18 protein-coding genes are annotated in these 18,823 nt (G+C 64.6%); 8 read left to right on the plus strand and 10 right to left on the minus strand.

Annotated elements, in window-relative coordinates; all coding sequences use genetic code 11:
* Positions 1–21: 21 nt before the first annotated feature.
* The gene (locus B015_RS0100165; RefSeq protein WP_018425613.1) at positions 22–900 is read right to left on the minus strand and encodes an EamA family transporter; all 879 of its coding nucleotides are present in this window, start codon (positions 898–900) and stop codon (positions 22–24) included.
* Between the two features lie 85 nt (positions 901–985).
* On the opposite strand from B015_RS0100165, the gene B015_RS0100170 reads away from it, so the two are divergent.
* Entirely contained in the window at positions 986–1,474 is a 489-nt protein-coding gene (locus B015_RS0100170) for a MarR family transcriptional regulator (protein WP_018425614.1), read from the plus strand.
* A gap of 233 nt (positions 1,475–1,707) precedes the next feature.
* On the opposite strand, the gene B015_RS0100175 is transcribed toward B015_RS0100170, so the two are convergent.
* Both B015_RS0100175 and B015_RS0100180 read right to left on the minus strand, forming a co-directional pair.
* On the minus strand, positions 1,708–2,874 hold the full coding sequence (locus B015_RS0100175) for a PLP-dependent aspartate aminotransferase family protein (protein ID WP_018425615.1): 1,167 nt from the start codon (positions 2,872–2,874) through the stop codon (positions 1,708–1,710).
* Positions 2,871–4,259, minus strand: a complete 1,389-nt coding sequence (locus B015_RS0100180; protein ID WP_018425616.1) for a pyridoxal-phosphate dependent enzyme — start codon at positions 4,257–4,259, stop codon at positions 2,871–2,873. Before B015_RS0100180 ends, B015_RS0100175 begins: the two co-directional genes overlap by 4 nt.
* 247 nt (positions 4,260–4,506) lie before the next feature.
* Between B015_RS0100180 and B015_RS0100185 the strand changes: the two genes are divergently transcribed.
* Complete coding sequence (locus B015_RS0100185) at positions 4,507–5,430, plus strand: MerR family transcriptional regulator (protein ID WP_018425617.1); 924 nt, start codon at positions 4,507–4,509, stop codon at positions 5,428–5,430.
* Positions 5,431–5,517: 87 nt separating this feature from the next.
* On the opposite strand, the gene ilvD is transcribed toward B015_RS0100185, so the two are convergent.
* Positions 5,518–7,359, minus strand: a complete 1,842-nt coding sequence (gene ilvD, locus B015_RS0100190) for a dihydroxy-acid dehydratase (protein ID WP_018425618.1) — start codon at positions 7,357–7,359, stop codon at positions 5,518–5,520.
* Positions 7,360–7,499: 140 nt separating this feature from the next.
* A complete protein-coding gene (locus tag B015_RS0100195) occupies positions 7,500–8,378 on the minus strand; it encodes a MurR/RpiR family transcriptional regulator (protein ID WP_018425619.1) in 879 nt (292 codons plus the stop codon).
* A 195-nt stretch (positions 8,379–8,573) separates the two neighbouring features.
* On the opposite strand from B015_RS0100195, the gene B015_RS0100200 reads away from it, so the two are divergent.
* The gene (locus tag B015_RS0100200; protein ID WP_026226728.1) at positions 8,574–9,683 is read left to right on the plus strand and encodes a Gfo/Idh/MocA family oxidoreductase; all 1,110 of its coding nucleotides are present in this window, start codon (positions 8,574–8,576) and stop codon (positions 9,681–9,683) included.
* A gap of 13 nt (positions 9,684–9,696) precedes the next feature.
* On the opposite strand, the gene B015_RS0100205 is transcribed toward B015_RS0100200, so the two are convergent.
* Positions 9,697–10,275, minus strand: a complete 579-nt coding sequence (locus tag B015_RS0100205; protein WP_026226729.1) for a DUF4337 domain-containing protein — start codon at positions 10,273–10,275, stop codon at positions 9,697–9,699.
* 315 nt (positions 10,276–10,590) lie between these two features.
* Here B015_RS0100205 and B015_RS0100210 point away from each other — a divergent pair, with 315 nt between their 5' ends.
* On the plus strand, positions 10,591–10,803 hold the full coding sequence (locus B015_RS0100210) for a hypothetical protein (RefSeq protein WP_018425622.1): 213 nt from the start codon (positions 10,591–10,593) through the stop codon (positions 10,801–10,803).
* 106 nt (positions 10,804–10,909) lie between these two features.
* Here B015_RS0100210 and B015_RS30110 read toward each other — a convergent pair whose 3' ends face one another.
* Positions 10,910–11,170, minus strand: a complete 261-nt coding sequence (locus tag B015_RS30110) for a hypothetical protein (protein WP_198292834.1) — start codon at positions 11,168–11,170, stop codon at positions 10,910–10,912.
* 245 nt (positions 11,171–11,415) lie between these two features.
* Between B015_RS30110 and hrpB the strand changes: the two genes are divergently transcribed.
* The 3 genes from hrpB (at position 11,416) to B015_RS0100230 (ending at position 15,940) form a co-directional block, all read left to right on the plus strand.
* On the plus strand, positions 11,416–13,887 hold the full coding sequence (hrpB, locus tag B015_RS0100220) for an ATP-dependent helicase HrpB (protein ID WP_198292835.1): 2,472 nt from the start codon (positions 11,416–11,418) through the stop codon (positions 13,885–13,887).
* 39 nt (positions 13,888–13,926) lie between these two features.
* Positions 13,927–15,252 (plus strand): ActS/PrrB/RegB family redox-sensitive histidine kinase, encoded by a 1,326-nt coding sequence (locus B015_RS0100225; RefSeq protein ID WP_018425625.1) that lies wholly within the window; start codon positions 13,927–13,929, stop codon positions 15,250–15,252.
* Positions 15,253–15,379: 127 nt separating this feature from the next.
* Positions 15,380–15,940, plus strand: a complete 561-nt coding sequence (locus B015_RS0100230; protein ID WP_018425626.1) for an ActR/PrrA/RegA family redox response regulator transcription factor — start codon at positions 15,380–15,382, stop codon at positions 15,938–15,940.
* A gap of 158 nt (positions 15,941–16,098) precedes the next feature.
* On the opposite strand, the gene B015_RS0100235 is transcribed toward B015_RS0100230, so the two are convergent.
* Positions 16,099–16,599 carry an MmcB family DNA repair protein gene (locus B015_RS0100235; protein ID WP_018425627.1) on the minus strand — a complete coding sequence of 167 codons (501 nt, stop codon included), beginning with the start codon at positions 16,597–16,599 and terminating at the stop codon, positions 16,099–16,101.
* Between the two features lie 266 nt (positions 16,600–16,865).
* Between B015_RS0100235 and B015_RS0100240 the strand changes: the two genes are divergently transcribed.
* Positions 16,866–17,486, plus strand: coding sequence for a L,D-transpeptidase (locus B015_RS0100240; protein ID WP_018425628.1), 621 nt, complete (start codon positions 16,866–16,868; stop codon positions 17,484–17,486).
* 120 nt (positions 17,487–17,606) lie between these two features.
* Here B015_RS0100240 and B015_RS0100245 read toward each other — a convergent pair whose 3' ends face one another.
* Both B015_RS0100245 and B015_RS0100250 read right to left on the minus strand, forming a co-directional pair.
* Positions 17,607–18,182 (minus strand): NifU family protein, encoded by a 576-nt coding sequence (locus B015_RS0100245; RefSeq protein WP_018425629.1) that lies wholly within the window; start codon positions 18,180–18,182, stop codon positions 17,607–17,609.
* 119 nt (positions 18,183–18,301) lie between these two features.
* Positions 18,302–18,793, minus strand: coding sequence for a universal stress protein (locus B015_RS0100250; RefSeq protein ID WP_018425630.1), 492 nt, complete (start codon positions 18,791–18,793; stop codon positions 18,302–18,304).
* Positions 18,794–18,823 lie beyond the last annotated feature (30 nt).

Below are 18,823 nucleotides of genomic sequence, written 5' to 3' on the forward strand. Positions count from 1 at the left end.
AGCGGCGCTGGCCTTCGTTCTTCAGCTTGTCGCCAGCTTCGTCATTGCCGGCTTGGTCTGCTGGGCGCGCTGGCTGAGCCAGACGCTGCCGAGCACCACGGCCATGCCGAGGATCTGCGCAGCACTCAGCGACTGGCCGAGCACCGACCAGCCGAGAATCACGGCGGTCATCGGGCTGAGGAAGCCGAGCGGGGATACGACTGAAGGCTCAAGCTTCGAGATGCCGCGGAACCACAGGATGTAGGTCAGCGCCGCACCGATCAGGCCTAGCCAGGCGAGGCCGAGCAGGTTGGCCGTCGAAAGCGAAGGCAGCGCCGGCTCTTGCAGCAGGGCGACAGGCAGCAGCAGCAGGCCGCCTGCGGTCAGCTGCCATGCGGTGAAGGTCAGCGGCGATACCGGCGGCTGCCAGCGGCGGCTGAGCACGGTGCCTGCGGCCATCGACACGGCGCCGGTGAGGCCGGCCGCGATGCCAATTGAATCAAGTGCCGCATGCGGTGTCAGGATCAGCAACGCCACGCCCGCCATGCCGGCCAGTGCTGCGACGATGGCCAGCGGCCGGATCGGCGAGCCGAGCAGGGCGCGGGCGAGCAGCAGCACGATCAGCGGCTGGATCGCGCCGACGGTTGCGGCCACGCCGCCGGGCAGCCTGTAGGCCGCGACGAACAACAGCCACCAGAAGATCGAGAAGTTGAGTGCGCCGAGCACCATCACGCGCGCCCACCAGATACCTTGTGGCAACTGCCGGACCAGCAGCAACAGCAGCAGGCCGGCGGGAAGCGCCCGCAGCATCGCCACCGTCAGCGGGTAGCCTGCCGGCAGGAACTCGGTGGTGACCAGATAGGTGCTGCCCCAGATGGCGGGCGCAAGAGCGGTCAACAGAAGGTCGGTGTTGCGGGACACGGAATTATCTCCATATCAATAATCTTGACCTCAAGATAATATCTGTTCTCTTGACGTCAAGAGAATTTTTCCCGAAAGCTTGGCCATGGATCGCGTTGACGACATTCTTGCCCAGTGGAACCGCGAACGGCCCGACCTCGACGTCGCGCCGATGGGCCTCATCGGCCGGCTGAACCGGGTGTCGCAGCATCTCGGCCGCGAGATGGACAAGACGTTTGCTGCGCACGGACTGAACTTCGCCAGCTTCGACGTCCTGGCGACGCTGCGCCGGTCGGGGCCGCCCTATGCGCTGTCGCCCGGCGATCTTTCCGCGACCATGATGATCACCTCCGGTACCATGACCAACCGTGTCGACCAGCTGGAAAAGGCAGGCCTCGTCGAGCGCCGCCTCAATCCCGACGACCGCCGCAGTTTCATTGTCTCGCTCACCGACAAGGGCTTTGCCACCATTGACGCGGCGGTCACTGACCATGTCGCGACGCAGACGCGCATCGTCGAGATGCTGACTAGGGAGGAGCGGGCTGTTCTCGACCCGCTGCTCAGTAAGCTTCTGGTGGGGTTCGAGAGCGGGTGAGGTGAGGGCGCGCGAGGCGGCGTTGTCCATCCCTGGTGCGGGTCCCGCGGTGCTGCTCCTGATCCCCTGCCGGACCTTCTCCCCGCAATACGGGGAGAAGCAGGATCGTCCTTCCGGGCTCCTAGAATAGCTTCAACGTCGCAAGGCTCGACGCTGATGTCCCCTCGCCCCCGTTTGCGGGGAGGTAAGGGTGAGGGGCAGCTCTGGCTATCCAGAATAGGGCGGGGGAAAAATCACCCCGCAAGCGCCTGCTCTAGGTCGGCTATCAGATCGTCCCCGTCCTCGATGCCAGCCGACAACCGCACCAGCGAATCCGAGATGCCGATCTCGGCGCGTTTTTCCGCGGGGATCGACCCGTGCGTCATCAGCGCCGGGTGCTCGATCAGGCTTTCGACGCCGCCAAGGCTTTCCGCCAGCGTGAACAGCTGCGTCCGCTCGAGGAAACGTTTTGTCCCGGCGAGGTCGCGGTCCAGAACGGCAGTAATCATCCCGCCGAAGGCAGACATCTGCGCCTTGGCGATGGCATGCTGTGGATGGCTTTCGAGGCCGGGATAGATCACCCGCGTCACGTCCTTGCGCCCCTCCAGCCAGCGCGCGATTTTTTCTCCGTTGGCTGAATGCCGTTCCATGCGCAGCGCCAGGGTCTTGAGGCCGCGCAGCGCCAAAAAGCTGTCGAACGGCCCCGAGATCGCGCCGATGGCGTTCTGCAAAAACTTCAGTTGGTCGGCGAGCGCCTTGTTGTCGCCCACCACCACGCAGCCGCCGACCATGTCGGAATGGCCGTTGAGGTATTTGGTGGTCGAATGCGCGACGATGTCGATGCCGAGTTCCAGCGGTCGCTGCAGATAGGGGCTGCAGAAGGTGTTGTCGGCGACCGACAGCACACCCTTGCGCTTGGCGAGCGCGGCGACGCCCTCGAGGTCGACGACACGCAGCAGCGGGTTGGTCGGCGTCTCGACCCACAGCATCTTCGTCTCCGGCCGGATCGCCGCTTCGACGGCGGCGAGGTCGGTGAAGTCGACGAAAGTCACCTGCAGCCCGGCGGTACGCTTGCGCACCCGTTCGAGCAGGCGGAACGTGCCGCCATAGATGTCGTCGGTGGCAACGATATGCGCGCCGGAGTCGAGCAGCTCGAACACCGTGCCGATGGCCGCCAGCCCGGAGGCGAAGGCGAAGCCGGCGGAGCCGCTTTCGAGGTCGGCGATGGCGCGCTCGAAGGCAAAGCGCGTCGGGTTCTGGCTGCGGGCGTATTCAAACCCCTTGTGCACGCCCGGGCTCTGCTGGCCATAGGTCGAGGTGGCGTAGATCGGCACCATCACGGCGCCGGTCGTCGGATCATGGCTCTGGCCGCCATGGATGGTGCGCGTCGAAAATGCCAGTCGGTTCTTCTGCGTGGTCATCTTGCCCGCCTTAGGTGGTTGATGAGATCGACCCGGGTGATCAGCCCGACAAATTCCTCGCCATCGAAGATGATCGCCACTTCGTTGCGGTCGAAGATCGGCAGCAGCGCGTCGAGCGTCTGGCTTGACTGCAGCGTATGCAGCTCTCTCGCCATGGCGGTCGCAACAGGGGCGTTGAAGCGCTCCCAGCGTCCGTCATAAGGGCCTTCCACCTTGGACAGGATGTCGCCCTCGTCGATGAGGCCGACAAGCTTGCCCTGGTCCAGCACCGGCAGCTGCGACACGTCCCCGCGCCGCATCCGGCCATAGGCGGTGAGCAGGTTGTCGTCGGGGCCGACGAACACTGTGCCGCCCTCGCGATGCGAACGCGCCACGAGATCGCTGAGGTCGCCATGCTGTTCGCGTTCGTCCAGCCCCTGTTCGGCCAGCCAGAAGTCGTCGAACACCTTTGACAGGTACTTGTTGCCGCTGTCGCAGACGAAGGTCACCACGCGTTTTGGCGTCTTCTGCTCGCGGCAGTAGCGCAGCGCCGCCGACAACAGCGTGCCCGACGACGAGCCAGCGAGAATGCCTTCCTTGGCGAGCAGGTCGCGCACCGCCAGCATGCTTGCCTTGTCGTTGACCGAATAGGCCTTTTTCACCAGCGACAGGTCACAGTTCGGCGGCACGAAGTCCTCGCCGATGCCCTCCACCGTCCAACTGCCGGCCTCTTCCATCTTGCCGGTCTTGACCAGCGGCGCCAGCACCGAGCCGACTGGATCGGCCAGCACCATTTCGGTCTTGGGCGATACCCTGGCGAAGAACCGCCCGAGCCCGGTCAGCGTGCCGCCTGAGCCCACGCCCACCACCACGGCATCGACGTCGCCCTTGAGCTGGTCCCAGATTTCAGGACCGGTGGTCGTCTCATGCGCTTCGGGGTTGGCCGGGTTGGCGAACTGATTGACATAGAAAGAGCCGGGGATTTCGGCTGCGATCTTCTCGGCCATGTCCTGGTAATATTCGGGGTTGCCCTTGCCGACGTCCGAACGTGTCAGCCTCACCTCGGCGCCGAGCGCCCTGAGGTGCTGGATCTTCTCGCGGCTCATTTTGTCGGGCACCACGAGGATGATGCGGTAGCCCTTGGGGATGCCCACCTGCGCCAGGCCGAGCCCGGTGTTGCCGGCCGTCGCCTCGACGATGGTGCCGCCGGGTTTCAGCCTGCCGTCGCGCTCGGCCGCTGCGATCATCGACAGTGCGATGCGGTCCTTGATCGAGCCGCCGGGGTTCTGGCTCTCCAGCTTGATGAACAGCCGGCACAGGCCGGTATCGAAACGCTTGAGCTCGACGACCGGCGTGTTGCCAATCAAATCAAGCACAGACCTGAAGGGCGGGTGCAGGCGGCTCATGGCGGCGTCTCCCTCGTGCAGGTTGCCGGGACATATCGCATCTGGCCGGTCGGTTCATCCGCCGGTCCTCACTGGCCGCATTTACCGGCGGGGGGCCTGGCGAACAAAGGCAAGCGATTTCGTTTGCGGTCGATGCCTGAGAAGGAAATTCCGAAAGTGCCGGGGAAGTTCCCATTCGAGGGCAAAGCGATTTCGCCGTCACGCCTTGTTGACTCTCCACCTGGTGGAGCACCTACAAGGGGTCGTCATGGACGACAGGATCTACACCATCGGCGAGCTTTCGAAGCTGAGCGGCATCACTGTTCGCAAGCTCCGTTTCTATTCCGACCGGGGGCTGTTGCCGCCGACGGTCAGGGCGGAGAGCGGCTACCGAATGTACTCGGGAGCAGACCTCGAACGGCTCGGCCTCATCCTCGCTTTGCGTGATGCTGGCGTAAGCCTCGCAGAAATCGGCAACATCCTGTCGAACCGCCTCGCCATCTCGGCCGTGCTGGAGCTCAGGCTCAAGGCGCTCGAGGCGGAAATCAAGTCCAAGCGCCGTGTCGCCGCCGCCCTCAGGGCGGCCATCCGGGTCCCCGACCCGACAACAGACGACCTCAGGAGAATATGGACCGTGACAAAGCTCTCCCAGACTGAATTCCGCACCGCCATCGAACGATTCTTCGAAGACGTGGCTTCGGAAGCCAATGTCTCCCCGGAATGGAAGAAGCAGATGATCGCCGCTTCGACGCCCGACCTGCCAGACGACCCCACACCGGAGCAGGTCGATGCCTGGACCGAGATCATGGCGTTCGTCTCGGACAAGGAATACGCCATGGAACTGCGCAACAGCATGTCGTCGATGTGGGACGGCGCGTTCGATCCCGCAGCCTATGCGGAAGCGTCCAATGCTACCTTCGCCCGTGTCCGCGAGGCCATCGACAGGGGCGAGAAACCGGAGTCCGAAACCGGCAAGGCGATCGCCCGCGACTGGCTGGTCAGTTCGGCCAAGGCCATGAACCGGACGCCCGACAAAGCGTTCCTGGAGTGGCACGACAACCAGTATCGCAAGTACCACGGACGTTCGGCGCGCTACTACGAACTGCTCCGCATCCTCAGGGGCGACCGCGAGCCCGACAAGATCAGCGAGGAATGGAGCTGGATCAACGCCGCCATGGCCGGTGCGCTGTGATCGAGTTGCCCCTCGTAGCTTGCGAATGACCTCAAACGAAAAAGGGCCCGCAATGCGGGCCCTTTGCTTTGGTCGTCCATGCTGAACCTATTCGAAGTCGCCGAGGTCGCGCACAGCACCCCGGTCGGCCGAGGTGGCAAATGCCGCATAGGCCTTCAGCGCCTTGGTCACCTTGCGCTTGCGCACTTCCGAAGGCTTCCAGCCCTTGGCGTCCTGCTCGGCACGGCGGGTGGCGAGCGTTGCTTCGTCGACCCGCAGGCTGATGGTGCGGTTGGGGATGTCGATGTCGATCATGTCGCCCTCTTGCACCAGACCGATCGTGCCGCCATTCGCCGCCTCGGGCGAAACGTGGCCGATCGACAGGCCTGATGTGCCGCCCGAGAAGCGGCCGTCGGTCAGGAGCGCGCAGGCTTTGCCCAGGCCCTTCGACTTGAGGTAGCTGGTCGGGTAGAGCATTTCCTGCATGCCGGGGCCGCCTTTCGGCCCCTCGTAGCGGATCACCACCACGTCGCCGGCCTTGATCTCGTTGGCGAGGATCGCTTTGACCGAGGCGTCCTGGCTTTCGAACACGCGGGCAGGGCCCGAGAACTTCAGGATCGACTCGTCGACGCCGGCGGTCTTCACCACGCACCCATCAAGCGCAATATTGCCCTTGAGGACGGCAAGGCCGCCATCCTTGGAGAAGGCATGTTCAGCCGAGCGGATGACGCCTTTCTCGCGGTCGAGGTCGAGCTCGTCCCAGCGGCGGTCCTGGCTGAAGGCAACCTGCGTCGGCACGCCACCGGGGGCGGCGAGGAAGAAGTCGCGCACCGCCTGGCTCTTGGTCCTGGAGATGTCCCAGTGATCGATGGCCTCGCCGATGCTTGCGGTGTGCACGGTCGGCAGGTCGCGGTTGAGCAGGCCGGCTTTGTCGAGCTGGCCGAGGATCGAGAAGATGCCGCCGGCGCGGTGCACGTCTTCCATGTGCACGTCGGACTTGGCCGGCGCCACCTTGCACAGCACCGGCACCTTGCGCGACAGCACGTCGATATCATCCTGATCGAAGTCGATCTCGCCTTCATGGGCCGAAGCCAGGATATGCAGCACCGTGTTGGTCGAGCCGCCCATGGCGATATCGAGCGCCATGGCGTTCTCGAAGGCGCCCTTGGAGGCGATCGAACGCGGCAGCACGCTCTCGTCGTTCTGCTCGTAATAGCGCTGGGCGAGATCAACGATCAGGTGGCCGGCCTCGACGAACAGGCGCTTGCGGTCGGCATGCGTCGCCAGCGTCGAGCCGTTGCCGGGCAGCGACAGGCCAAGCGCCTCGGTCAGGCAGTTCATCGAATTGGCGGTGAACATACCCGAGCACGAGCCGCAGGTCGGGCAGGCCGAGCGCTCGATGATCTTGACGTCCTCGTCCGAAACCTTGTCGTCGGCGGCGGCGACCATGGCGTCGACCAGGTCGAGCGCCACGTTCTTGCCGGCGAGCACCACCTTGCCGGCCTCCATCGGGCCGCCGGAGACGAAGACCGCCGGGATGTTGAGGCGCATCGCGGCCATCAGCATGCCCGGCGTGATCTTGTCGCAATTGGAGATGCAGACCATGGCGTCGGCGCAATGCGCGTTGACCATGTATTCGACGCTGTCGGCGATGATCTCGCGGCTCGGCAGCGAATAGAGCATGCCGTCATGGCCCATGGCGATGCCGTCGTCGACGGCGATGGTGTTGAATTCCTTGGCCACGCCGCCGGCCGCCTCGATCTCGCGGGCGACGAGCTGGCCGAGGTCCTTGAGGTGCACGTGACCCGGCACGAACTGGGTGAAGGAGTTTACCACCGCAATGATCGGCTTGCCGAAATCGGTGTCTTTCATGCCGGTGGCGCGCCAAAGGCCACGGGCACCCGCCATGTTGCGGCCGTGGGTGGTGGTGCGCGAACGATATGCAGGCATGGGGGCTCTCTCATACAATAGATGGCTAACAGTGGGATTGAGCCACTATCGCCCTTGCGTCAACTATTTTTCGCCCAAGCAGCCCTCTGGCATGACAACAGCGGGCATCTGCCATGCGCTGGGCGCAGCGCAGCGGACGCTCAGTCCTTTGAAATTGCCGACTTCTTGCCCTTGCGGCCGCGCCTGAGCTCGGCCACGCCCACCGTCAGGCCCATCGCCAGCGCCATGGTTGCGGCAAGCGAGCGGAAACCGCCGAAATCAGCCTCGGCCACCTCGAACCACACTCTGGCGAATTGCGCCAAGGGCGAAAACGCGCTGTCGGTGATCGCCACCACGGGCACGCCATTGGCCGACAGCACCCGTGCCTCCTCGACAGTCGCCGAGGCATAAGGCGAGAAGCTGATGGCGATGACGGCGTCCCTTGATGTGGCGAACGAGATGATCTCGGGGCTCAGGCCCGAGGCGGATTCGATAAGCTGGCTGCGCACGCCGAGCTTGCCCAGCGCATAGGCGATGTAGCTGGCAACGGGATAGGAGCGGCGGCGCGCCAGGATGTAGATGGTGTCGGCGCCGTTGAGCAGATCGACGGCACGGTCCAGCGTCTCGTCGTCGATGTTTCGCGACATCACGTCGATCGACTTGCTGGCCGCGGCCAAAAAGCCGTCAACGATGCGGCGGTTGCTGGTGCCGTCGTCGGCGTCGCCGCGCACGACGGTCAGCCGCTCCTCATAGGAGGTTGTCCGTTCCCTCAGTCGCTCGCGAAAAACCTGCTGCAGGCTGGTGAAGCCGTCATAGCCGAGATGCTGGGCGAAGCGGATAAGGGTCGACGGCTGCACGCCGGCCGACGTGGCGATGCTGGCGGCGGTGCCGAAGGCGATCTCGTCGGGATTGTCGAGTGCATAGGCCGCCACCTGGGCGATGCGCTTGGGCAGGCTCTCGCGGCGGTCGAGGATCAGCGCCCTCAGTGCCTCGAAATCGCGCGGCAGTGCCTCCGAAACCGTGTCCGCCATGTCGTCCATTCCGCCTCCGCCTGGTCCACAATAGCGCCGGGGCGACCGGCTGTCCAAATAAAATGAACTGTATGTTCCATTTTCGCCAAAATTCGACTATTCAGTCCGCCATGAGCATGATCCCCAAAAAGATCATGCTCCGGCAAAAAAGTTTGAGCCTCATTCCGACGGAATGCGAAGCTCTATAAACCGGGAGAGCGTGAAGTGACAGGCGTAGGGCTTATCGGAACCGGCTTCATGGGCAAGTGCCATGCGCTGGCGTGGAATTCGGTGCGCACGGTGTTCGGCGACGTCGACAAGGTCAGGCTCGTCCATCTCGGCGAGGCCAATGCCGACCTTGCTGCCCAACGCGCCTCCGAGCTCGGCTTCGAAAAGGCCTCCGGCGATTGGCGGGCCGTCATTGCCGATCCCGAAGTCGATGTCGTCTCGCTGACCACGCCCAACCAGTTCCACCCGGAGATGGCTATCGCCATCCTCGAGGCCGGCAAGCACCTGTGGTGCGAAAAGCCAATGGCGCCGACGCTTGCCGAGGCCGAGGCCATGGCGGCTGCCGCGCGCAAGTCCGGTAAGGTTGCCGTGCTCGGCTACAACTACATCCAGAGCCCGGCCATCCGCCACATCAGGCAGCTGCTCGACGAAAAGATCATCGGCAACGTCAACCATCTCCGTCTGGAGATGGACGAGGATTTCATGGCCGACCCCGACGCGCCGTTCTTCTGGAAGCACGAGGCAAAATCAGGTTATGGCGCCCTCGACGATTTCGCCGTCCATCCGCTGTCGCTGATTTCGGCCCTGTTCGGCCGCGTCGGAAGCGTCATGTGCGACATGGCCAAACCCTATCCCGACCGCCAGGTGTCAGGCGGCGGCCGCCGCGCCGTCGAGACCTACGACATCGCCTCCAGCCTCATCCATCTCGAAAACGGCGTCTCCGGCACGCTGCTGGTCAACCGTTCCGCCTGGGGCCGCAAGGGCCGCATCCAGGTGCAGATCTTCGGCTCCAAGGGCTCCATCGTCTTCGACCAGGAACGCTTCAACGAGATCCAGCTCTACGTCACCTCGGACCGCCCGACCGAGCAGGGCTACCGCACCATCCTCGCCGCCCCGGTGCACGAGCCCTACGGCAAGTTCATCCCCGCCCCAGGTCACGGCCTCGGCTTCAACGACCTCAAGACCATCGAATGCCGCGAACTGATCGCCCGCATCGCAGGCCAGCCGGCGCACGTCATCGACTTCGACGAGGGGCTGGAGATCGAGCGCACGGTGCACGCGATGGCACAGTCCTTTGCCGAGAAGCAATGGGTGGACGTGAGGTAGGGGCCACGTCGCCTCAGCCGGCAAGCATCGCCCACAGGAAAATGCCCGCGCCGATAAGGCCGAGCGCGGTCGAACCGAGCCATGCGAGGCGCTTGCGTGTCAGTGCGGCAACCGCACCCAGCGCGATCGCCACCTGAAGCAGCGCCACCGAATAGGCGAAGTAATGGTGCTTGTGGATCAGGAGATCGGCCTCCGCGTTCCGCTCGTCGCGCTGGCGCTCGAATTCCTTGGCTTTCGTCTGCGCGTCCTGTTGTTCGTTCTTGTAGCGCGCGATGTCCTTGTCGATCTGAGGCGACATGGATTTGTCGGCCAGCAGCCCCTTCTGGGACTCCAGGACAACATCCTTGATGCCTTTCGCCTGGTAATAGGCCCATTGGTCGGACGCCTGCGCCTGCAGCTGCGTCGCCTCGGTCTTGAGGGCGAGTGCTTCGTTGACCGTGCTGCCGGCAAGCAGCGATGCCACCGCCGCCAACGCTGCAAACAACGCCGTCGTCAGAGCAATCGTGCGCAGCAGCGTTCCACCCTCCCGCTCCACTTCCTCGTGGATCGCTTCGTGCAATTTGTCGGTGTCGACTTCGATCTCTTCAGGCATGGATGCTCCATCGCCTTCGGCGTTTTCGCCGTTCATGAGGAGCCGGCAAAGGGCTTCGACTTAGGCATGAGCGCAAACAGAGGCGGAAGGTGGGCAGCGGCCATCGACGGTGACGCGGAATATGCGTTTGCCTGAGCGTCGGTTTTTAGGAATTCCCTGGAACAAATCCGTGCCGCCGGCTTTGCCCGCGGCCCCCGCCGAAGGGTGGAGACCGTTCCAATTTTAATCTTATCTTATTGTTAATACTTATCTTTCTTTCACCAGCGCCGTTCACACCGATTCATGCCCGACCACTCATGATTCGCGAGGAGGCGTATGATGGAGAAGCGTTACGAACTGGTCCTGGACCCGTCCGATCTCTGGACCGTGTGGGACAACAAGACCGAGGAGCCTGCCATGCTCGGCTTCGCCCCGCTCATCGGCCTGACCAAGCCGGAGGCATCGATCGCCTGCGCCTTGCTCAACGACGTCGAACTGAAGAACCAGGCGGCGAAGGTTAAGAAGCCGCGCGGCAAGAGCGCAGCCTGACGGGCATCGCCTGAACGATTTCCGGCCGTATCCTGCTGGAGGCGGCCGGCTTCGGCGCTGCATCGGTCCTGAGCCTGCGGTGGCTCTCAACCTGGCGAGAGTTCGCCTATTGCGCCTGCTGCGGCATCGGTGCCGGAACTGTGGCCGGTTGCTGTTGCATGCCCTGCTGCTTTTGCAGCTTGCGCTGGGCTTTCTGCTTCTTGTGCAGTTCATGCCCGGCTACGCATCCGCCCATGGCGCCAAGCACGCCGTGGTGCCCCGCGTAATGGCCGGCCACGCCGCCGGCGATCCCGCCCGTGATACAGCCAACAGCTCCGGCCTGTGACATTGGCATCGCCAATCCGGCCGCGAGCGTTCCAACAAGCATCAGCCTATTCATCGCTACACCCACGATTGCGTTAGAGCGGACGCTATCCAAGCAGCCGACAGCGCCGCGATTGTGGCGCGGACGCCTGATACGGCACGGCTCTCGCTGTTGTGATCGGCACCTTCCGCGCTTGGCCCAAACAGCGGGCAAGGCAGGCGCGACTGGCGCGATGTTGCCTCATGCCCGCTTCCGCTGATATTGCGGCCCGACCGCCTGTGCGGCTGAACGCGCCGGAACGACTGCTGATGACCAAGCTTCCCGACCTGCCGGTAACGGCGGTGCTACCGCAACTCGCCGAAGCGCTTTCGGCGGGCAACAGCGCCGTGCTGGTCGCACCGCCCGGCGCCGGCAAGACGACGCTGGTGCCGCTGGCGCTGCTCGATGCCGCCTGGCGCGGCGATGGCAGGATCGTGCTGCTCGAGCCGCGCCGGCTCGCTGCTCGCGCCGCCGCCCGCCGCATGGCCTCGCTTCTGGGCGAAGAGCCGGGCGGGGTCGTCGGCTACGCGATGCGCATGGAAAACAAGGTCAGCGCGCGGACGAAAATCCTCGTCGTCACCGAGGGCGTTCTTGCCCGCATGATTCTCGACGATCCCGAACTTCCTGGCGTCGCCGCGGTCCTGTTCGACGAGTTCCACGAGCGCTCGCTCGATGGCGATTTCGGCCTGGCTCTTGCGCTCGACGTGCAGGGCGCGCTGCGCCCCGACCTTAGGCTCATCGTCATGTCGGCGACGCTCGACGGTGCGCGCGTTTCAAGTCTGCTCGATGGCGCCCCCGTGATCGAGAGCGAGGGCCGCAGCTTTCCGGTCGACATCCGCTACGACGAGCGCCCGGCGGGCGTGGCCATCGAGGATGCTATGGCCAGGGCCATCCGCGATGCCCTTGCCGATGAACAGGGCAGCGTGCTCGCCTTCCTGCCCGGCCAGCGCGAGATCGAGCGCACCGCCGAACGCCTCGAGGGCCGCGTCGCCACGGATGTCGACGTCGTCCCCCTCTACGGCCAGCTCGATGGCAAGGCGCAGGACGCGGCGATCCGGCCAGCGCCGCAAGGCCGTCGCAAGGTGGTGCTGGCGACCGCCATCGCCGAAACCTCCATCACCATCGACGGTGTTCGCGTCGTCATCGATTCCGGCCTGTCGCGCCTGCCTAGATACGAGCCGTCGAGCGGCCTGACCCGGCTGGAGACGGTGCGCGCCTCGCGCGCCGCCGCCGACCAGCGCGCCGGCCGCGCCGGCCGCACCAGCCCCGGTATCGCCATCCGCCTGTGGCGCGCCGAACAGACGGCGGCGTTGCCGGCCTTCTCTCCGCCCGAGATACTTGAGGCCGATCTCTCCGGTTTCGTGCTCGACTGTGCCGCGTTCGGGGTCGCCGAGCCCATCACGCTCGCCTTTCTCGATCCGCCGCCCGCACCGGCCCTGGCTGAGGCCCGCACCCTGCTGCGCGAGCTGGACGCCATCGACGCCGATGGCCGCCTGACCGCATCGGGCCAGGCGATGCGCAAGCTGGCTCTGCCCGTGCGCCTTGCCCACATGGTCGCCGAGGCCGGGCGCCAGGGCGCGGGACAGGAAGCAGCCCAGCTCGCCGTACTGATGACCGAACGCGGCCTCGGCGGCGACAGCGCCGATCTCGAACGCCGTCTTTCTCGTTTCCGTTCCGAGCGTTCGCCGCGCGCCAATGCCGCCCGGCAGTTGGCCGAGCGGCTGGCCCGGCAGGTCGAGCGCGAAGCTGTGCGAGGTCCCGCGACAACAGAAGTTTCCACCCCCGGCACTCTTCTCCTCTATGCCTGGCCCGACCGTGTCGCCAAGGCGCGCGGCGAGCGCGGCCGCTTCGTGCTCGCCAATGGCAGCGGTGCATCGGTCGATGCCGCTGATCCGCTGGCCAGCGAACAATATCTCGTCGTCGCCGACCTCCAGGGCAAAGCACAGAACGCCCGCATCGCGTCTGCTGCCGCGGTTTCCGAGGCAGACATCCGCGCCGCCCTCGCCTCGCATCTCGAACGCAAAAGCGAGGCGAGCTTCGACAGGGAAAAGCGCTCGGTCCGCGTCCGCGAGACCGTGCGCCTCGGCGCCGTGACATTGTCCGAGCGCATGCTGCCTGCGCCGAAAGGCGAGGATGCTGATCTTGCCATCCTCCAAGCGCTCCGCGCCCATGGGCTCGGCCTGCTCGACTGGGGCAAGGAGGCCGAGACCCTGCGCCAGCGGCTCACCTGGCTGCATCGCGGCCTCGGCGCCCCCTGGCCCGACATGTCCGACGGGGCGCTGCTGGCACGTCTGGAAGACTGGCTGCTGCCTTTCCTGCGCGGCGAGGCCTCCTTTGCCCGCATCGGGTCGGGCGTGCTCCATGATGCCTTGATGTCGCTCGTGCCGCACGATCTCCAACGCAGGATCGCCTCGCTCGCACCAACCCATTTCACCGCACCTTCCGGCAGCCATGTGCCGATCCGCTACGATGGCGAATGGCCTGTTCTGGCCGTGCGCGTCCAGGAGCTGTTCGGCATGGACAAGCACCCGTCGATCGCCGGCGGCACCGTGCCGCTGACGCTTGAGCTTTTGTCGCCGGCCCATCGCCCGATCCAGACGACGCGCGACCTGCCCGGTTTCTGGCGCGGTTCCTGGGCCGATGTGCGCTCCGACATGCGCGGCCGCTACCCCCGACATGTCTGGCCCGAAAACCCGTTGGAAGCGCAGGCCACCAGCCGAGCCAAGCCGCGCGGCACTTAGCTCTGGCGCGGAGGGGGCCTTGCAGCGCATATAGCGCTGATGAAATCTCTGACGCGCGCACCCGATCTCCAGCACAGCCACAGGCTCCGTCTCAACACGCTGATCCGCTTGCGCTGGCTGGCCATCGTCGGCCAGAGCATGGCGGTTGTCGTCGTCGCTTATTGGCTCGAATTCCCGCTGCCGGTCAGCCTGTGCTTTGCGCTGATCGCCAGCTCGGCCTGGCTCAACCTGTTCCTGGCCTTCCGCTATCCCGCCACCCATCGACTGAATCCGCTGGCCGCCTTTGGCATCCTCACCTTCGACAGCCTGCAGCTCGCCGGATTGCTCTACATGACCGGCGGTCTCACCAACCCGTTTTCGTTGCTGATGACGGTGCCTGTCGTCATTTCGGCGACGTCGCTGCCGCTGCGGCTCACCGCCGTCCTTGCCGGACTGGTCATTGTGATGGTCAGCGTGCTCGCCTTCTTCCACCTGCCGCTGCCCTGGTATGACGGCGTCGTTCTGGCCATGCCGTTCATCTACACGTCGGGCATCTGGCTGGCCGTCTGCTGCTCCATCGCGTTTACCGCGATGTATGCCTTCCGCGTCGCCGACGAGGCCCGCCTGTTGGCCAACGCGCTCGCCGCCACCGAACTGGTTCTCCAGCGCGAACAGCATTTGTCGGCGCTCGATGGCCTTGCCGCCGCCGCCGCCCACGAACTCGGCACGCCGCTCGCCACCATCACGCTTGTCGCCAAGGAGATGGAGCGCGCCCTGGGCAACGATCCGAAATATGGCGAGGACGTCACCTTGCTGCGCAGCCAGAGCGAGCGCTGCCGCGAGATCCTCAAGCGCCTCACCAGCCTGTCGTCGGAGGGCGAAGAGCATCTCGCCCGCCTGCCGCTCACCTCGCTGGTCGAGGAGGTCATCGCCCCGCACCGCGATTTCGGCATTTCGATCAGGCTCGACCCTGGCGAGCGCATCGGGCCTGAGCCTGTCGGCCACCGCAACCCCGGCGTGATCTACGGCCTCGGCAACCTTGTCGAAAACGCCGTTGATTTTGCCCGCAGCAAGGTCACTGTCCACTGGAGCTGGGACGAGGATCAGGTTTCGTTCTCCATTCTCGACGACGGTCCCGGCTTCCCGCACGACATCATCGACCGCATCGGCGAGCCTTACATGTCCACCCGCCAGGGTGCCGAGCCGGGTGGCGGCCTCGGGCTTGGCCTGTTCATCGCCAAGACCCTGCTCGAGCGCTCCGGCGCCGAGATCAGCTTCAGCAACTCCAGCGGCCCGGGCGAGGGCGCCATCGTCGAAATCTCCTGGCCGCGCGCCATCTTCCTCAATCCGGTGCCGGCCGGCTCGACGATGTTCGACACGGCATGAGGCAAGGACGCGGTATTCGGGGCGCGGCATTTGGACCTGTGCCATTGGACATCAAGGCTTTGCACCTATATCTGCTTGAAAAAACCATAAGAACGACTGGGATCAACGATAAAAAGGACAGAAAGCGATGACCACCCAGGACATTGCAGGCGGGCTACCGGGCGAAGACCATTCATTGCTGCTCGTCGATGACGACAAGCCGTTCCTGACGCGCCTGGCACGCGCCATGGAAACCCGCGGCTTCGCCGTGGACACTGCCGAAAGTGTCGAGGAAGCGGTCGCCAAGGTGCGCGCCAATCCGCCTGCCTACGCCGTGGTCGACATGCGCCTCGGTGATGGCAACGGCCTCGACGTCGTTTCCGCCATCCGCGAGCGCCGCGAAGACACCCGCACCGTCATCCTCACCGGTTATGGCAACATCGCAACGGCCGTCACCGCCGTGAAGCTGGGCGCCATCGACTATCTCTCCAAGCCAGCCGATGCCGACGACGTCTATGCCGCGCTGACCAACTCTTCGGGAGAGCGCGCAGCGCCGCCGGAAAATCCGATGTCTGCCGACCGCGTTCGCTGGGAACATATCCAGCGCGTCTACGAGATGTGCGAGCGCAACGTCTCGGAAACCGCACGCCGGCTCAACATGCACCGCCGTACCCTCCAGCGCATCCTCGCCAAGCGGGCGCCGAGATAAGCGAATAGTGAGTAGCGAATAGGGAACGGCGCTTGATCTTCAGGCGCCGTTTTTATTCTACTATTTCCTATTTCCTATTTCCTATTTCCTATTTCCTATTTCCTATTTCCTATTTCCTATTTCCTATTTCCTATTTCCTATTTCCTATTTCCTATTTCCTATTCGCTCTCGCCATCCAGTGCCGGCACTGAAACACCCGCCAGCTCCGCCGCCAGCAGACGGGCAGCGCCCGCACGGGCGATGCGCAGCATCAGCGCCTTGCGGGTGGCCGCCGCCATGCGGTGCTCTGGGGCCTCGCGCATGATCTCGGCGCCATAGCCGTCGGACAGGATGAAGCCGCACTCCTCGGGGAATATCTCGATCGGCACTTCCGGATGGGTGGCAAAGAAGAAGCGGTCGGAATGGAGCCGGTAGTCGGGCCATTTGCGGTCGGTGCGAAAATCCTCGATCGACGACTTGATCTCGATGATCCAGATGTCGCCCTGGCGCGTCAGCGCCACCAGGTCAGCGCGCCGCCCCGTGGCCAGAGACAGTTCCGGCAGCACATGGGCGCCCATCTGGGACAAAAGGCGCTGCACGCCGCGCCGCACCAGCATGGCGCGTTCCGACTGGCGTCCGTCGATGAGCGGGTTCTGGGCGAGCGGTGAAATGATCGGCATCGGCAGATCATGGCATCATTTGTTCACGTTTTGAACCCATCCGGGCGATAAATCCGATGGCCGCTTTCTCGCAACCGAACCTAGCTGACATCGCCTGCCTCACTCGTCCTGCGTGTTGCCGAAATGCCATATCGTCGACCTCACATTCACGCGCGGGCCGCTTTGCGGGCCTGTAGCGCTTGGCAAGCAAAATACCCGACCGTTAAGAATGGTGGCAAAAATGAGGCCGAATCGGTCCGGACACAGCTCTAGTTCGGGAACCCCACATGCAATTGAAGTCACTTGCCATCGTCGCCGCCCTGGCGCTTACCACCGCACTCGCAGGTTGCTCGACCGATGGCGTGTCGCGCATGTTCTCCAATGATTACGGCGGCCGTGTCGATGCCGGCTACCAGCTGCCGACCATTCCGATCAACAAGGTCCCGCGTCAGTTCCATCGTCAGATCGTGCGCTACGACACCGATGAGAAGCCGGGCACCGTCGTCGTCGATACCGAGCAGAAGTTCCTCTATCTGGTCCAGCCTGACGGCAAGGCGATGCGCTACGGCATCGGCGTCGGTCGCGAGGGTTTCGAGTGGCAGGGTACGTCGCGCGTCGCGCTGAAGCGCGAATGGCCGGTCTGGACCCCACCGCCGGCAATGATGAAGCGCCAGCCGGAGCTGGTCAAATGGGCTGGCGGCATGCCCGGCGGCCCCAAGAACGCGCTCGGCGCCCGCGCCCTCTACCTCTACAACAAGGGCGGCGACACCGGCTATCGCCTGCATGGTACGCCCGAATGGTGGTCGATCGGCAAGGCCATGTCCTCGGGCTGCATCCGAATGATGAACCAGGACATCATCGACCTCTACGACCGCGTCGATGTCGGCGCCAAGGTCATCGTGAAATAACTGCGAACCGTCCAGGCAACACGGACGTCGCAAACGAAAAACCGGGCGCTTTGGCCCGGTTTTTTGTTTTTTGGATTGTGGTTCGCTCCGCCTCGGATGGCTGCGGAGCAGAGGGCGGGATCAGGAGACCTGTTCGACCTGCTGCACTTCAGGCACGAAGTGGCGCAGCAGGTTCTGGATGCCGTGCTTCAGCGTTGCCGTCGACGACGGACAGCCGGCGCAGGCGCCCTTCATGTGCAGGAACACGGTGCCGTTCTCGTAGCCGCGGAAGGTGATGTCGCCGCCGTCCTGGGCAACGGCAGGGCGCACGCGGGTGTCGAGCAGTTCCTTGATCGTCACCACGATCTCGGCATCGGCCTTGTCGAAGAATTCGTTCTCGTCGTCATGATGGCCGCCGCCGCCGGCGGCCTGGCCGGCCATGACCGACACGCCCGACATGAAGTGCTCCATGATCGAGCCGAGGATCGCCGGCTTCAGGTGCTGCCAGTCGGGGCCGTCCTTGGTCACGGTGATGAAGTCGTAGCCGAAGAACACGCCGGTGACGCCCGGGATGTCGAACAGCCGTCCGGCCAGCGGCGAGGCCGCGCGCGCGCTGTCGGCGTCGCGGAAATCGGCGGTGCCTTCCAAAAGCACTTCCTTGCCCGGCAGGAACTTCAGTGTGGCCGGATTGGGGGTCGCTTCGGTCTGGATGAACATGACATGTCTCCGTGGCCGCGCGGACGGGCCTTCAGTTTGGAATAATTCTAATTAGGCTCATGACGGCCGACATTCAAGCCGCTGGCGCGCCTCCGCGCCAATATGTTGCGCCCCACCTATTAGGCCAGGCTGGCGATGTCCTCGTCGGACAGGTTCTGGGGCACGACCGTGACCGGAATGGGGAAGGCGGCACTCTTGCCGGCGATCGACGAGACCAGCGGCCCCGGGCCTTCCTTGCCGGCGCCCGCGGCCAGCACCAGGATGGCGATGTCCTGGTCGTCTTCGATCAGCTTGTGGATCTCGTCCGCCGCGCGGCCTTCGCGGACCACGAGCTCCGGCTCGATGCCCAGCGTCTCGCGCACCTTGGCGGCCTGGGTGTCCAGCGCCCCATTGGCCGTGGCGGTTGCTTCTTCGCGCATGATCTTCTCGACGCCCAGCCAGTGCTGGAAGTCATCGGGCTCGATGACATAGAGCAGCACCAAAACACCGTTGGTCGACTGGGCCCGCTTGGAGGCATAGGCCACCGCACGCTCGCATTCGGGCGTTTCGTCGACGATCGCCAGGAATTTGCGCCGGTGTCCGGCTTCCTTGCTGAGGCGTTTGGAGACCATGTGCTACCTGTGCGTTTTGCCAGCAATCTG

Origin of the sequence: Hoeflea sp. 108, from assembly GCF_000372965.1 — a bacterium.
Lineage (GTDB): Bacteria > Pseudomonadota > Alphaproteobacteria > Rhizobiales > Rhizobiaceae > Aminobacter.